Origin of the sequence: Treponema sp. OMZ 798 (assembly GCF_024181385.1) — a bacterium.
GTDB lineage: Bacteria > Spirochaetota > Spirochaetia > Treponematales > Treponemataceae > Treponema_B.
The window spans coordinates 1,693,867-1,709,529 of record NZ_CP051305.1; the positions used below are offsets into that span (position 1 = coordinate 1,693,867).

The following is a 15,663-nucleotide window of genomic DNA, read 5'->3' on the forward strand; positions in this document are numbered from 1 at the left end:
GAGAAAATATGAAAAAAACAAATTTTATTTTTTTAAGCATCCTTGTTCTTATATCTGCATGTGCCTGCCGTCAATACAACTTGGAAACAAAAGTCTCGCATAATGACGCGGAAGAGGGCCCAAGATTAGTATTAGCCGGCGATTCTTTTTTTATAGAAGAAGCAGGTTCTTTATATTTAAATCCCGAGGAAGCAATATCCGGCTCTTATGTACTTAAAGGCTCTTATAACGGCACAAAACCATATAGTGAAGTCCTATCAGCAAATATACCGTTAAAACCAAATGCGGAATACGAAGTTTCTTTTACCTATAAAATTCTAGAAAAAGCGGATAAGGGTTTTGAAGTAACTTTTTATTCGGAAAAAGCGGCAAGCGAAAATAACTGGATAGATAATTTAGAATTCAATGGTGAAAACGGAGAAAAAAAGAAAGTCAGTTTTAAAGGAAAATTAAACAACTATGACGATTATAAGATATCGTGGAATATAATACAAAGTGGTTCTCTTGCTATTGATAATGTCACCATAAAAGAAAGCTCAAGCGGAAAAATAATTGCATCTCTGGATGTAGACTCCTCAATTTTTAAAATAGATGTTTCTCATAAAAGCATAAAAACAAAGATTGAGAATAAACCTACGATCCCTATATTTAATGCATGGGGCACTAAAGAAACCATTGGTGACTGCGATACCGAACAAAATCCATACAGTTTAATATGGACAAGCATAGGGATTTCTAAAGAAATTGAATCAACCGAAACGGATTTATCTTCCAATGAAAGTTACAGAATGCAAAAAGACAAAAACACCATCTACCTTATTTCTCCTCAATGGAATTGTTGGTACCCTGATTACAATGTTCTTCCTAAAACTTCACCTTTTTACCTTGATGAAATTTTTAAACCCCATGAAAATTCCGAATACCCAAAAACCTTTGTTCTCAACTTTGAAAAAGAAGAATGGCATAGCCTATTGGGAAAAAAAGCTTTAAGTTATAAAAATGCAGGCTTTGAAGGTCTTATCTTCGACTGGTGGAGCGATGAAGCCGGAAACGGAAGAAGCAGAGAACGAGTTCAAAAGGCGCGTTTAAATATATTAAAATCAATCAGGGAAAAGGTTGGGAACGATTTTATTTTAATGGGAAATGTAAATTGGACTATAAACGATCCTACATCAAAATATCTTTCAGGCGCTTTTATGGAACTTTGGAAACCCGAATTAAATAAGGGCTATGATCTTTACGATAAAGATAATCCCGAAATGTCTATCGAAAAAATGGAAGAAGCCTTGCTATATTGGAATCAGGTCCTGCAATGGCCTAAAATCATAGCCTTTGAAACATGGAAGATTACTGAAGGTAATTATATAGAAGACAGAGTAAGCAAAAAAAACATTAAGTACGCAAAACTTTTTGCGGCCATGGCTTGTGTAATTCCCGATAACGGATACTTTTTATATGCGGACAATAATGGAGACACAGAATCAAGCGATCATGAACATGAGTACTATGATTTTTATAAAACCGATTTAGGCAAAGCTGTTTCAGGAATGGTAAAAATAAAAGAAGGAATTGCCTATAAGATTTATCAAAAAGGAATTATAGCTTATAATAGAACCGAAACGGAAGAAAGCTTTAAACTTGCTGACGGTACAAAAATAAATTTAAAACCTCTTGAAGGCTTATTTTTGAAAATCAAGTAGTTTTTTTTCTACCTCATCGATTATAAAATCGGGGGTTGAAGCTCCTGCAGTTAAGCCGACTACAGAATAAGAAAAAATTTCTTCGGGGATTTCGGAAGCATCTTCAATGAGCCATGCAGGTTTATTTTCTTCTATAGCCGTTTGGTAAAGTCTTTTTGTATTTGCGGAATTTTTTCCGCCTATTACCAAAACGGCATCAACCTCATGCGCTAATTTTTTTAAGGCAGCCTGTCTGTCGGAAGTTGCAGGACATATAGTATTAAAAACTTTTAAATCGGCTATTCTCTTTTTTAGAGCCGAAGCTATTGCCTCATACTCCGAATCCTTAATTGTAGTTTGAGCAATTAAAACGGCCCTTCCCCTTTCTTTTAAAAGAGGAGGGAATTCTATGCTTCCAGCTTCTTTTGCATTGTGCACAATTAAGCATTTACCTTTTGCAAATCCTGCAATACTTATAAGCTCTCCGTGATTTTTATCGCCTGCCAAAATAACAAAAGAATCTTCCGCATGTTTTTGTGCAAGCCCCTGACTTGCCTTCACTCTGGAACAAGTAGCATCTATAATCCTAGCCCCGCTTTTTTGAAGCTCATTTTTTTTTGAAGGAGTAACACCGTGAGCCCTTATTACAATTACGGAATCACGATAATCTTCATCTTCTGTAAAATTTTCAGTATCAATAATTTCTACACCCATTTCCTTTAAACGTAACATCGCAGGAGGGTTATGAATTAAGGGACCGAATGTATAAAGCCTCAATTTATTTTGAGCATTTTCTTTTGCTTCTTTGAGAACAGCTTCAACGGCCTTTCTTACACCTGCACAATAACCTAAAACTTCCGCACGCTTTACGATCATAGACACCGGCCTTGTAAATATTTATTGGGAGCTTCTAAAAATATCGGAAGCTCATTGTATGGTCTCATCAATATAAACACGCGGCACTCTTTTATTTATATCGCATGTCAACTCATAGGGAATTGTTCCTGCAATCTTTGCAAGATCTTGAGCCGTATTGTTTTTAGGATGCTCTTTTGAACCGGGGCCGAAGATACAAACCTCATCCCATCTTTGAACCCATGGAGAAGAGCCTATATCTATCATACATTGATCCATGCAGATTCGTCCGATGATGGGAAAAAAGTCTTTTCCTATTCTCACACGTAGACCTGTCAGGGAACGCATAAGCCCGTCAGCATAACCTATCGGAAGGGTCGCAACAAAGGTTTCTTTTTCGGCTGTCCAGCACCTGTCATAAGAAACGCTTGTGTTCTTTTCAATTTTTTTGATAAGAACAACTTGAGTAACAAGCTCCATAACGGGCTTTAAGTCTATCAAAGAATTTAAAGCCTGAGAAGGTGCATAACCGTAAACCAAGATTCCCGGACGCACCATATCGAATTGGGCTTCAGGATATTGAAGAACAGCCCCGGAGTTTGCAGCATGAACCAATCCGGGATTTATCCTTGCTTTTTTTATTTCTTTTATTGAGTCCTTAAAAACCGAAATCTGTTTTTTTGTAAATTTAATATTTTCATCATCGGTAGAATCCGAAACGGCAAAATGAGTACAAACGCCTTTAAGCTCAAGATTTTCGGCACGGTCTATCTGAACTGCAAGTTTAACGGCCTCCATAGGGGAACAGCCTATCCTGCGCATTCCGGTATCTATTTTAAGATGAACTCCGGCCTTTTTATTTAGTTTTTTTGCAAAACGGTTTAGATCATTTATAAACTCTTCATCTATAACCAAGGGTTCAATATCGTATTTTAGCATCTCAGGAATTTCTTCAAGTACGGGAAGGCTTAAAGAAATAATCGGAGCTACGATACCGGCATCCCTTAACTCCACAGCTTCTTGAATAGAAGCAACAGCAAGATGAGAAACGCCTGCCCTTATTGCCGCAACAGCCGTCCGGACAGCTCCATGTCCGTAGGCATCGGCCTTAACCGGAAGACAAATCTTTACATCCTTGTTAAGCCGCTTTTTTATTTCTTTAATGTTATATTGTAAGTTATCCAAATGGATAATAGCCTTTGTCGCTCTCATAAGAATATTTTATACATTTACAAAGTTTTGTTCAAGACCGATGAAAAATGTGCGTCCATGCACATTTTTCATCTTAGAGTTTTGCTTATGCAAAACTCTCTAAAGCTTGAAACCAACCGCCGTCCGTGGCGGTTATTGAAATGTACATCCTTAGTCCTTTTTCATCTTAGAGTCTTAGGCTGCCGCGTTTATTTTTTACGGCTGAAAATACGGTAATTTATATCTTTAAAAACAGGATATTTCGTTTCACGCGAAGAAAGCCATTTTGCATCCGGTGAATCGGCTCCAAGAGCCTCGTAGGCTGCCGTAAAAGAATTGACATGTTCTACAAAGCGCCTTTCGGCAAAATCTTTGAACTGGGAATCATTTGCATAAAGAGGCCAATATAAAGATTGTAAAAGAAGAACCTCTCGTGCTGCAGCATTTAAAACACGCTCTTTCAAACTTCCATCAGCAGGAAACATTTCAACCAAATCTATCATCCTTTCCGTAATCTTGATTATATATCTATACATCCAGTCATTTTGTTTTGTCAAAAGTTCATCCGCATAACCTGACCTCAGGAAAGAAGAAAAAAATGGTTTAATAGTATAAAGCTGCTTAGACAAATTGGCAGCACCGGAGGGCAAAATAGTTTCGAGGTTTTTATTATCATGTATCAGCCTAAAAACCCGCTCAAGCCATATCAGCCCCTCGCACCATTTTTTACCGAAAAAATCGGATGATATAATCAAGAGAGAAAAAGGGGATTCACAAACCCCGGTTTCTTTAACAGCCGTTAAGGCTTCTGCACGGGAGTTAACATAGGCTTCGGCATCTGCCCAAATTTGAGCATGAGCTTTTTGTATATCATAAGGAGTCTCTTCTTCCTCCCTTGACCAATAACGGAAACCTATTGCCCTTCTGCCCTTTGAAGTATCGAATACGGGAGCTAAATACTCTTCGGATAGTTTAAAGCCGACATCATTTTCGACATCAATATAAACCTTATTTTGAGGAAAACCGCCGGGCTCATCATAAAGGGAATTACAAGCGGAAAGATCACAGGCTAAAAATTTTAATCCGTTTTTTGAAGCTGCTGCCGAAAAAACGCCGGCAGGCGGAACCTTATCCGAAAGTAAAAAACCTTCCGAAGAAACAACAGTATAATCATAACCGTAGCTTCTTATAATATCATCCAAACCGTCAAAATAAGCCATTGAAGGAATCCAAAAGCCTGAAGGAACAGCGCTGAAATGCTTTCGGTAGTTTATCTGCCCCATTTCTATCTGTGCGGCAATAGCTTCCGGCATGTTTAAAAAGAAAGGCAAAAAAGAATTAGTTGCAGCCGTTGCCAATAATTCTACATAGCCTTGCCGGGCAAGATAATCAAACTGCTTTAAAACATTTCCTCCGCAATCTTCAAAGATACGCTTATCATCATTAAAACGTTTTAAGTTGTACTGAATAAGTCTTTTTGTCTCTGCACATTCTGCAAAACGTTCAAGTTCTTTTTTTGCAAACTCAATTTTGCGCTGAACATTTTGACGGTATCTATCCTGCAAAACCTTGTCGGCAAGCATATCACATAATGCGGGTTCAAAAACAACACCGATTTTAAACGGAATATCTTCTTTTTGCAAGTTAGAACACATTTTCAAGATAGGCAGATAAAGATAAGATAAGGCATCAAAAAGCCATTCTTCTTCTATAAGGCCCAGCTCAACTTCATTTCGCACATACGGCAAATGAGCATCCAAAATAAAAATCAATTTATCATCTTTCAATTTTCGGCTCCTCTTTTACCCTAAAGGCCTGACGATAATTTTTAAAATGGTGTTTTTTTAATGCGGAAATTCCTGAAAGATATACCGGCGAGCTTACATCATTGTCAAGAACACATAAGTTATTAGCAATATTTTCCCTTCGAAGCCTTATAAGATTCGACCTTGCTAAAACGGAAATCTCTCCTTCAATTTTACGGGAGCATAATTCTACCCTTGTTACCGAATCATTAAAAGAAAGATAAAAATACCTGCTCCTATCGGATTCAGTAACATCAATATCAAAAGAATCATACGGTTCCGACAGATTATTTTCATAAAATAAAAGAACCCTTAAAAAGAAAGAGTCAAAATCGGGATCATTTGTCAAATTTAAAAATTCGGGCTTATAAAAATCCCAAAAAGTAAAAGCCCACATAGGATCTCTGAGAAGCACATGAATTTCAGTCTTGTTGTAGGAAATAGCCAAGCCCGCATTGCCTTTGTCATCCCCTTCATCATCCAAAAACAAGTCATCATTGCGGATCTTTAAAAGCTTGTTATTAGATAAATCTGTATCTTCATTTATTTCAAGCAGCTCTTCAATTATTAAATTCCTGCATAGTCCCCCAGCCACAAATACACCATGAGCATCGGCAATTTGTAAAAGCTCATCCGTAGAAACGGATTGTAAATAACTTTTAGATAAATTCACACATCACCCCTATTAATCATCAACTTTTATCGCATACAACAAGCTCTATTAGATTGTCGGCTTTATTGATTTATTTCTGAACAAAATCAGAGCAAAAAACTCATTGAAAAAAAACTCCTTTTATGGTATAAAATAATATATCAAGTTGAATCAAAATAAGCCGAAAATAAGGGGGGAGGCCCGCTCAATATGCCTAGTATAAAAGAGCTTGAAAAATTTAAGAATCAACTTCTCACAATAGCAAACGAACCCGAAATTACGGCTAAATGGGGTGAAAGGCGTGAAGATCTTCCTTTACCCAAAGAAATGCCTGTTCCTGATGTAAATGTGGATGAATTATTAGGTTTTAAAGAAGAAGACAAAATTTCGCCTGAACAAGGACAGGATGATTCTTCGGAATTTGATGCGGCAGATATCTTTTCGGCAGAAAAAGATGAAAGCGATGGAGTTTCCCAAGACTTTGACACCATGCTTTCAGGTTTGGACCTTGAAGGCCCCGGCTCCTTGGATGACATAGACAGCTTAGATGATGACGGTCTTGATGTGCCCGAAGCCTTACTCTCAGGCCTTGGGGATATGGTTGAAGATGCCAGAAGTGAAGGCGGCGGAACAGATGATATTTTCCCCGATTTTGATACGGACTTTGCTACACAAGAGCCGGATTCAGACGATACAGATAAGCCTGACATAGAAAACATAGCCGATTTAGACGCTTTTAACGATATTGATAATACAAATCTTGAAGAAGTAAATGATGTACAAGAAGCTCCTTATAAAGAAATAGACCTTTCAACTGAAGATTTTTCTGATCTTGAATCAATAGAGCCCCTTGAAGCCGACAGTACATCTTTTGAACCGGCAGATTTAGGCATAACCTCATCGGGTGATACAGATGGAAATATAGATTTTTCATCAGATGTCGGCGAATTGGAAAGCATAGATATTTTATCGGATGCAGATGAACCTGAAAATATAAGCCTTTCATCCGGTGATGCCGGCCTTGAAAGCATGGACCTTTCTCCCCTATCCAATGACCCCGGCAGCATAGACATGTCACCGGAATTCGATGAGCTTGAAGGCATGGATTTTGATAGTGAGGACGGAGAGCTTGAAAGTCTCGACCTGTCTTCCGAAGCCGATGAACTTGAAGATATGGATCTTTCTTCTGAAGATGATGATCTAGAAAGCATGGATCTTTCCCCCTTCTCCGATGGACCTGACAGCATAGACCTGCCTTCTTCACAATCTGATGAAGGAGATTTTTCAAGCTTTTCAGCCTCATCGGAGTCATTGGAAACCTCCTTTGAAAACTCCCTGCCCGGAGAAGACTTAACAAATTCGGAAGAGCCGGGCTTTTCACAAGAAGATTCTTCATCCCAGGGAACAGGATTCACCGATATAGATATCCCCGAAATAGATGAACACACAGCCTTTGCTATAGACGACAATGTTTTAAATACTGAAATGGGGGGAGGAATGGATGACTTTTCCGTTCCGGAAAGTTTTATTCAGTTTTCTCCCGATAAAAATTTTAAATTTTTTGAATCAAAAAAGCCCATTGATGAAGAAGAATATGAGGGAAAGATTCCTCTTTCAATTTCCGAAGAAGATTATGACTACTTAATAGAAAGAATTTCTTCATTCCCTCTTAATTTAAGAATAGAACTTGAAGATTACCTTGTCAATGTGGACGATTCCGAGTTAAACAAGATGGAAATCGTTCATTTAATTGTAAGCGATGTTTCTCTAAAAAGGATAGTAAGCAAATTAGAAGGTATCTTAGATAAGTCCATCCCTATTCCGAGAGGATTCGATAAAAAATCCTATGAAGAATACGAAAGAGAAAAACGCAGTTTTAAGTACCGCTTTATACATAAAATCTTGCCTGTTGCAATTTTAACCACTGTAGCCCTAGGCTTTATATTTTCTATTTTTGTTCTTGTATGGCAATTTATATACAAACCTGTTGTCGCCGAAGGCTTCTATAAGGAAGGTATGACCAGTATAGAATCAGGTCAATATGAAAAAGCTATCAAGCGCTTTGATGAGGCCGGAACTTATAAGAAAAAACGAAAATGGTATTTTAGATTTGCAAATGCCTTCCGTCAAAAAAAGCAGTTTCTATCTGCAGAAGCAATTTATGAAAGGCTTCTATCCGACTTTAATCATGACCGCCAAGGCGGTATAGAATACTCCGATATGCTGAGTACCGATTTACGTAATTATGAAAAAGCCGAAAAAGTTCTCAAAAGAGGCGTATTGGATTATCACATAAACGACCAAAATGCTCTTTTAGCCTTAGGAGATATTTACTTGGACTGGGCTGATGAGGACACAACAAAGTATGAAGATGCAAGAAAAACCTATGTAAGCCTTATCAATCTTTACGGAGCCAAGGACATATTTTCGGGAAGAATGATGCGTTATTTTATACGCACAGACAATTTGGCTGAAGTTTTACCCTTAAAAGAGCATTTTTTAAACAAAAAACTGCCCGACGAAGACCTTATTGAGCTCAGCGGTTATCTTCTTGAAAAACGATATGAGCCTAAACCCACAGATTCCGAAAATCTGATAGGAAAAATAGAAGACCTTAGAGAATTGTTGGAAAAATCCATAAAAAAACGCCCTGATAGTCCTGAGGCTAATTACAATATGGGCAAGTTTTTCTTGCATAACCAAAAAAATGAAGCAGCAAAGGACTACCTCGCTAATGCAATAAACCTTTATGAAGACAGCATAAAAATGACACCCAAACGTACTATAAGACAGATGGATGCGATGCGTCTTTATGGAGAACTCATAGCCGGAGATAAAATGTATAACGACGCTCAAGAAGTATACGCAAGAGCTCTTGCAAAATACGAAACCTACACAGCACAAAAAGGTATATATCCTTCACCTGTCGTAGGGAAACTTTATGCAAACTATGGAGATATTTCTTACTTTATAGCCGGAGATTATGATGAAGCCTTGGATGCTTACGAACATGCAGTTCGTGAATTAAATAACAGCCCCTCAATTCAATACAAGATGGGCTACATCCACTATCAAAAAGAAAATTATTCGGATGCGATGAAGGCTATGACCCTGGCTTACAGCGAAAAACCTAACGACAGGAATCTATTATACGGATTTGGAAATGTTTTGTTTAAATACACTAATTATTTTGCAGCTCAAGCTTACTATGAAAGATTGATGGAATTATTGGAAGCCGAAAAAATAAGAAAGGGTATTATTTTTCCGCAAACCCGTGTTGACCATGCCGAATTTGTAGAAGACTATATGCACACCTCAAATAACCTTGCCGTAGTCCTAAACAGGATAGCCGTTCAAAACGGAGATTCCAATAAAAACGGAAGGGCGCTATCCTTGTTCGGAGAATCGACAAGGGCTTGGGATGCCCTAAACAGAAATCCCGAAACTATGATTCGGGCAAAAACCATAAACCTTGCTTATGCAAATATTCAAAACATGGTAAAACCAAGGTCTGCATTTGTGCCGGAAATTTACAGCGATATACCTAAAACCCTTGAAAACGAAAAAATTTTACAACAAACGGAAGACAGATAGGCAGAACCGAAAATAAAACGGAGAGAAATTATGATCAAAAAAACAAACTTATTTTTTTCCACATTGCTTATAATTTGTTTAAGTTTTAGTATCTATGCTCAAGAAGCTGAACAAAAACAAGAAGCTGAAAAAACAAATGAGGCTAATCAAACTGAAATTTCAACAAAGACCCCCTCGGATTTCGGCTTTTACATAGGTACGGCGATTATATTTTCAAGCCTAAAAAAACATACAGCCCCACCCATGGGTACAGCCTTAAACCTAGGGGCTGAATATGAATACAAGGGCATCAGTACACTCAGCATAGTTCCGTCCTTGGATTTTTCCCTTTTTCACTATGGTCTTTACAAAAAAAAAGCCTATATCTGCGAAATCGAAAATAGATCGGCTCTTACAATGAGTTTTTTACTTGATGTTCCATTTTTAGTAAGACTTGAATTCAAACCTTGGACAATCAGCATGGGCGGAGGGCTTGCTTTTTTTATGCGCTTCGGCTTGCTTGAACCCGGCATAAAGCCTGATGATCCCGGCACTGAAGGATTGAAGACCTCAGAGGAAGTAAAAGAAATAAACCGATACTTTTGGCAGCAAGGGCGATTTATTTACCCCTCATTACGCATAAAGGCCGAGTATACCCTGCCGTCAGGATGGAAGGCCGGAGTGCAGCTGAAAACCTACCTGCCCCTCTCAAACATTTGGGATAAGCTAAAAAATAAGAGCTCAGACGGCTTAATGATTCAGGCAGGCATTGTTTTACACCCCGCTGTCAAAAGATAGATATTTTAGATTTAAAAGTTTTTATCAGTCCTTATTCGGCATCAACGGCAAAAGAATCTACTTTTTCTTGTAAGAAAGAGGTAAATTCATTTATAGTCATAACCTTTTGTCCGCCCTTTCTCATTCTGACGGCAACGGAATTATTGTCCATTTCGCTTTGACCTACAATGAGCTGATAAATTACCTTTTCTTCTTGGTGCTTTCGGATTTTTGCGTTCATTCGGTCCGTTCCGACATCGGCTATAACCCTAAAGCCTTTTTCATCCAATATTTTTTGCACCTTTTGGGCATACTCGTTAAAAGCCGGAGCTACAGGAACAATTACGGCCTGCACAGGGGCCAGCCAGGGAGGCATAATACCTGCACAGTTTTCTATCAAAATTCCTATAAATCTTTCCAAAGAGCCTAAAACAGCCCTATGAAGCATTACCGGATGATGTTTATTGTTGTCATCCCCTATGTACTCGGCATTTAGTCTTTCTGCGGAAGGCAGCTGATAGTCAACCTGTATGGTACCGCACTGCCATTCACGGCCTAGGGCATCAATAAGGGTAAATTCCAACTTGGGTCCATAAAAAGCCCCTTCGCCTTCGGCTATCTCATATTCAAGACCGGCAGCTATACAGGCATCAGCCAAAGCTTTTTCTGCCCGATCCCACGTTGCATCATCACCTACTCTCTGCTCGGGACGAGTAGAAAATTTAACAAGAATTCTATCCTCATCGAAGCCGAAATCCTTATACATGCTTTTTAGCAGGGTACAGAATTTTGAAACCTCGGAAGAAATCTGCTCTTCGGTACAAAAGATATGGGCATCGTCTTGAACAAAGCCCCGGACACGCATAATACCGTGCAAAGAACCTGAGGGTTCGTTTCGGGTACAAGAACCGAATTCGGCTAAGCGCAGGGGTAAGTCGCGGTAGCTTTTAATACCCTGCTTAAATATTTCGACGTGCCCCGGACAGTTCATCGGCTTTAAGGCAAAAAGCCTCTTTTCGCTTTCGGTGATAAACATATTTTCTTTATACTTAGACCAATGGCCGGATCTCTCCCACAAGGAGCGAGGCATAACAAAGGGGGTATGCACCTCAAGGTAACCGTCTTCCTTTATGCGTTTTCGTACATAGTTTTGTACGGTTAAATAGAGGGTCCAGCCCTTAGGATGCCAAAATATTTGACCGGGATTTTCTTCATCAATATGAAATAAATCCATAGCCTTGCCTACTTTTCGGTGATCCCTTTTTTCGGCTTCTTCGAGCATGGCCAAATACTCTTTTAAATCGTTAGGCTTTTCCCAAACGGTGCCGTAAATGCGGGTAAGCATGGGTTTTGTTTCATCTCCCCTCCAATAAGCTCCCGCAGTCTTCATAAGCTTAAAGCTTTGAGCGTTTATGTCTGCCATTGAGCAAACATGAGGGCCTCGGCAAAGGTCGGTAAACTCACCCGATTTATATATACTTATCTCTTCATCTGCAGCAAGTCCGTTTATAAGCTCAACCTTAAAGGGCTGCTCTTTGAACATTTCAAGGGCTTTTTCCCGGCTGATAACCTCTTTTTCAAAATTTGAATGTGTACTTAAAATTTTACGCATTTCTTTTTCGATTGCAGGTAGATCATCGTTATTTATCGGACGAGGAAGTTGAAAATCGTAATAAAACCCGTAATCAATGGACGGACCTATAGCAACCTTGGTTCCGGGAAAGAGCTTGACTACGGCTTCAGCCATAACATGGGCAGTACTATGCCTAAGAGTGCTTAATTTTTTTGACTTTTCTTGTAAAGTTGACATATTTTCCTCTATTTTATATTGATATGTATTGTTAATTTTAAAAAAAAGCTATATACTGTTATAACTTAAAATAAACATTAGCATACCAAGATTAGTATACTCTATTGATTAGTCTTGAGTCAATAGAGTATAATATATAAACTAATGAAAAAGAAAAAAATTGCCGATAATGGATTGAGAGATTCTTAATCTAAAACGGAGGATGTTGACGTGAAAAAAGTAGTTATAATTATTTTTTGCATTATTCAGTCTTTATTTATATTCGCTCAAAACATGACCGAGCCTGTTTCAAAGGCCGATGTTTCTATAAGATTTTACGACAGGCGCGTCTATTATCCGGGATCCGGAGCCTCCGAACCTATTTTTGTGCAAATTTCGATTACAAACAATAACTCTGAAAGCCTCAGGTTTAAACTTGCAGATGACAGATCTTTTAGCGTTGATTTTGGAATTATCAACAGTAAAAACAGGCAATTACGCCATACAACAGAATGGATGAGAAAGCGCAACACAAACCGCCAAATTTATTTCCGCGAGATAACTCTGGAACCGGGAGAAACCTATTCCTTTATCGAAAACCTAAAAGACTACATAGAAATTAATGAGCCCGGAGTCTTTTTGGTCAATGGCATGTTTTTTCCTGAGTTAAAACGATATTCGGATAATTCGGAATTACACGTGGTTTCAAATAAGCTTAGCCTTGAGGTAAAACCTGCACCTTCTGCAGCTGCCTTGGGTTCTCTTCCCGTTTCTCCCCTTTCAGGAGAAATCTTGCAGGCAAAACCCATTCCGCCCGATCAGGTAATCAGCTACCTTTTAACAGCCCGTCAAAAATCTCTTTGGGAACAGTTTTTCCTATACATGGACTTGGAAAAAATGATATCGAGGGATCCTTCCCGCAGCCGAAGATTTAAGGCCGAGTCTGAAGCCGGCAGAATGGAAATGATCGAAGTATACAAACACGAATTAAGCCAGGAAAGGGTCGACAAGGACATTGCAGTTATTCCGGTAGAATTTAAGATAGAACATACAGGTTATACAGCCGTTAAGGCTGAAGTTAAGGTCATAGAATGGTTTGAATACTCTAATTTTAGAGAAAAGAAACGTTTTACGTACTTTTTAGCTTCAAAAGACGGTATATGGACAGTATATGATTATATAGTCGAAAACTTAGGAACAGAATAAGGATGAGTTTTAATGAAAGCATTATTGATTTCGGATTTACCGCGCTCAACTGATGATTTACAACCTCTCTTTTCGGAGTATAAATTTGAACTTATACATTACCGTTCTCCCCTGAAAGCTTTGGATAACATAGAAGAAATTAGTCCGAATATGGTAATAATAAATGCCAGAGACTTTCCGCGTCATTGGAAGCCTATTACACAGCATATCCGATGGGATACTTCAAGGGAAGAAATTCTGGTAATACTTTTGACTCCGCCGGATTTTTCGGCAGACGAGGCAGACAAGGCAATGTTTTTGGGAGTTCAGGGTATTATAAACATAAAGGAAAACGATAATTTTAAGGACATCCTTGAAGAATTGCGTATGATTTTTGACCGGTATAATTATAAGAATGTCAAAAACCTTTCAAAGAGCGTTCAATTTTTATTTACAAATCCGATAAATGAAACCATAATAACCGGAACAGTAAAACACTTAACCGAAAGCGATATGGTATTTTTACCGGATATGCCTGCCAATGTAGGCAATTTAAATGTTGACATGATTTTAGATCAATGCTCCTTAAAAATCGAGCATAGCTTTATAGTGCCTAATTGTAAAATAATTTCAAATGACAGTGTACTAAATTTAAAATTTGTAGATTTATCCGATGAGGATAAAAAAACTATTACAGACTTCTTAAACTAAAAGCCCTCTAGCATAAAGTTCATCCAATATTTTTTCCACAATTTTCTCGGGAGCAAGCTTATCCGTATCTATAATGAGATCAGCCTTTTCGTATTTTGTATTGTCGATACCGTATAGCTCTTTATATCGCCGGGTATCTTCCAGATCCCTCAAATTCGTGTCGGCCTTTATTTTTTCTAAATCCCCGCCCTCTCTTTTTTGAATTCTTTTTGAGCGGACATCTATCGAAGCCCTTAGATAGACCTTCAAGTCTGCCGATTTTAAAAGCCAAATTGCCAATCTAGATCCCAAGACACAAGAACCCGCCTCTGCAAGTTCGATTTGTTTTTGATCTACTGTTCTATCAAAGGAAAAATCTTTTTGAGCTCTTCGTAAAACTTCATCAAAGGAAAGCCCCAGCTCCTTAGCTATGTTTTTAAAGGTGTAGTTAATGCAGGGTAAATTTAAGGTCTTCGCAGTCAAGGTAGAAACCGTAGTATTTCCGCAGCCGGAAGGTCCCGAAATAGCAATCCTAAGTTCCCTGCCTTCAGGGATTTTAAAAGCCGTCTTTTTCATATTTTCTCCAATAAAACCTACTCTACATTCCTGCTTTGTTCTCTTATGTTTTCAAGAGCATCTTTTACTTCAATAATAGATTGAGACATTTCAATCATCTGATTTTTTGAACCTATGGTATTTATTTCCCTGTTTATTTCTTGACAAATAAAGTCGAGCTTTTTACCTATGGGCTCATTCTTTTTAAGCTCATGGGATAGAGAATTACAATGGGCTTCAAGCCTGACAATTTCTTCATTTATCGTGTACTTAACAAGCATCACGGCAACTTCCTGCATAATGCGCTGTTCGTTTATTTCGCTGCCTAAAAGCTCGGTAAATCTTTCCTTTATATTTTGGCAAAAAATTTCTTCCATTTGAGGAGCGTATTTTTTTATTACCTTCAATGAAGCGCAAATTCTATCGAGGTTGTTCAAAATATCTTTTTTTAAGACGGCGCCTTCATCGAGCCTTGTCTTATCGTATTTTATAAAGGTTTCTTCAAATATGGGAAGCAGGGTATTTTCCCAAGCGGGAATATCTATGTTTCTTTCTATAATGATGACGCCGTCTTTTTCTGAAAAGCGGTTTATATCTATTTCGGGGCTTATTCCGGCAGCCTCCGCTACCTCCCTCATAGCCTTTGCATAGGCCTTTGCAACCTTAGTATTTGTAAGAATATCTACATCTATATCCGCATCCTTTACGTGGAGCGAAACTTCAACCTTTCCGCGGGCTATTTTTTCAGAAAAATAGGATCTAAAGACAGGCTCAAGAGCCGAAAGCCAAAAGGGAAAATTTAAATTTAAGTCCAGATATCTTGAGTTATAGCTTTTTATTTCCAAACTTATAAAGGAATTAGGTTCATTTTTTTCGGTAAGGGCATAGCCCGTCATACTTTTCATATATTTC

Annotated in this window: 12 protein-coding genes; 5 read left to right on the plus strand and 7 right to left on the minus strand. The window is 38.3% G+C overall.

The window, feature by feature from the left end:
* Positions 1-8: 8 nt before the first annotated feature.
* On the plus strand, positions 9-1,700 hold the full coding sequence (locus E4O07_RS07990; RefSeq protein WP_253684932.1) for a putative glycoside hydrolase: 1,692 nt from the start codon (positions 9-11) through the stop codon (positions 1,698-1,700).
* Here the strand turns inward: E4O07_RS07990 and ispH are convergent.
* From ispH to E4O07_RS08010, 4 genes are all read right to left on the minus strand, one after another.
* Positions 1,680-2,555, minus strand: a complete 876-nt coding sequence (gene ispH / locus E4O07_RS07995; RefSeq protein ID WP_253684933.1) for a 4-hydroxy-3-methylbut-2-enyl diphosphate reductase — start codon at positions 2,553-2,555, stop codon at positions 1,680-1,682. The genes E4O07_RS07990 and ispH overlap by 21 nt on opposite strands.
* Positions 2,556-2,606: 51 nt before the next feature.
* Positions 2,607-3,746, minus strand: a complete 1,140-nt coding sequence (gene alr / locus E4O07_RS08000) for an alanine racemase (protein ID WP_253684934.1) — start codon at positions 3,744-3,746, stop codon at positions 2,607-2,609.
* Positions 3,747-3,934: 188 nt separating this feature from the next.
* Complete coding sequence (locus E4O07_RS08005) at positions 3,935-5,512, minus strand: glycoside hydrolase family 57 protein (protein WP_253684935.1); 1,578 nt, start codon at positions 5,510-5,512, stop codon at positions 3,935-3,937.
* Positions 5,502-6,203: a DUF4912 domain-containing protein gene (locus E4O07_RS08010; RefSeq protein WP_253684936.1), complete on the minus strand. Its 702-nt coding sequence runs from the start codon at positions 6,201-6,203 to the stop codon at positions 5,502-5,504. The genes E4O07_RS08005 and E4O07_RS08010 overlap by 11 nt, the downstream gene beginning before the upstream one ends.
* Before the next feature lie 189 nt (positions 6,204-6,392).
* Between E4O07_RS08010 and flcA the strand changes: the two genes are divergently transcribed.
* Positions 6,393-9,776: a periplasmic flagellar collar protein FlcA gene (gene flcA / locus E4O07_RS08015; RefSeq protein WP_253684937.1), complete on the plus strand. Its 3,384-nt coding sequence runs from the start codon at positions 6,393-6,395 to the stop codon at positions 9,774-9,776.
* Positions 9,777-9,806: 30 nt separating this feature from the next.
* Positions 9,807-10,553 carry a hypothetical protein gene (locus E4O07_RS08020; protein WP_253684938.1) on the plus strand — a complete coding sequence of 249 codons (747 nt, stop codon included), beginning with the start codon at positions 9,807-9,809 and terminating at the stop codon, positions 10,551-10,553.
* Between the two features lie 31 nt (positions 10,554-10,584).
* On the opposite strand, the gene thrS is transcribed toward E4O07_RS08020, so the two are convergent.
* A complete protein-coding gene (gene thrS / locus E4O07_RS08025) occupies positions 10,585-12,342 on the minus strand; it encodes a threonine--tRNA ligase (protein ID WP_253684939.1) in 1,758 nt (585 codons plus the stop codon).
* A 210-nt stretch (positions 12,343-12,552) separates the two neighbouring features.
* On the opposite strand from thrS, the gene E4O07_RS08030 reads away from it, so the two are divergent.
* Together E4O07_RS08030 and E4O07_RS08035 are read left to right on the plus strand one after the other, a co-directional pair.
* Complete coding sequence (locus E4O07_RS08030) at positions 12,553-13,527, plus strand: hypothetical protein (protein ID WP_253684940.1); 975 nt, start codon at positions 12,553-12,555, stop codon at positions 13,525-13,527.
* Positions 13,528-13,539: 12 nt separating this feature from the next.
* Positions 13,540-14,217, plus strand: coding sequence for a hypothetical protein (locus E4O07_RS08035; RefSeq protein ID WP_253684941.1), 678 nt, complete (start codon positions 13,540-13,542; stop codon positions 14,215-14,217).
* Here the strand turns inward: E4O07_RS08035 and cmk are convergent.
* Entirely contained in the window at positions 14,209-14,772 is a 564-nt protein-coding gene (gene cmk, locus E4O07_RS08040) for a (d)CMP kinase (RefSeq protein ID WP_253684942.1), read from the minus strand. The two genes, E4O07_RS08035 and cmk, sit on opposite strands and share 9 nt — an antisense overlap.
* Before the next feature lie 17 nt (positions 14,773-14,789).
* Positions 14,790-15,656, minus strand: a complete 867-nt coding sequence (locus E4O07_RS08045; protein ID WP_253684943.1) for a YicC/YloC family endoribonuclease — start codon at positions 15,654-15,656, stop codon at positions 14,790-14,792.
* Positions 15,657-15,663 lie beyond the last annotated feature (7 nt).

Coding starts and splice junctions, on each gene's coding strand:
- E4O07_RS07990 (WP_253684932.1), top strand. CDS start 9: ATGAAAAAAACAAATTTTATTTTTTTAAGCATCCTTGTTCTTATATCT.
- ispH (WP_253684933.1), bottom strand. CDS start 2,555: ATGATCGTAAAGCGTGCGGAAGTTTTAGGTTATTGTGCAGGTGTAAGA.
- alr (WP_253684934.1), bottom strand. CDS start 3,746: ATGAGAGCGACAAAGGCTATTATCCATTTGGATAACTTACAATATAAC.
- flcA (WP_253684937.1), top strand. CDS start 6,393: ATGCCTAGTATAAAAGAGCTTGAAAAATTTAAGAATCAACTTCTCACA.
- E4O07_RS08020 (WP_253684938.1), top strand. CDS start 9,807: ATGATCAAAAAAACAAACTTATTTTTTTCCACATTGCTTATAATTTGT.
- thrS (WP_253684939.1), bottom strand. CDS start 12,342: ATGTCAACTTTACAAGAAAAGTCAAAAAAATTAAGCACTCTTAGGCAT.
- E4O07_RS08035 (WP_253684941.1), top strand. CDS start 13,540: ATGAAAGCATTATTGATTTCGGATTTACCGCGCTCAACTGATGATTTA.
- cmk (WP_253684942.1), bottom strand. CDS start 14,772: ATGAAAAAGACGGCTTTTAAAATCCCTGAAGGCAGGGAACTTAGGATT.
- E4O07_RS08045 (WP_253684943.1), bottom strand. CDS start 15,656: ATGAAAAGTATGACGGGCTATGCCCTTACCGAAAAAAATGAACCTAAT.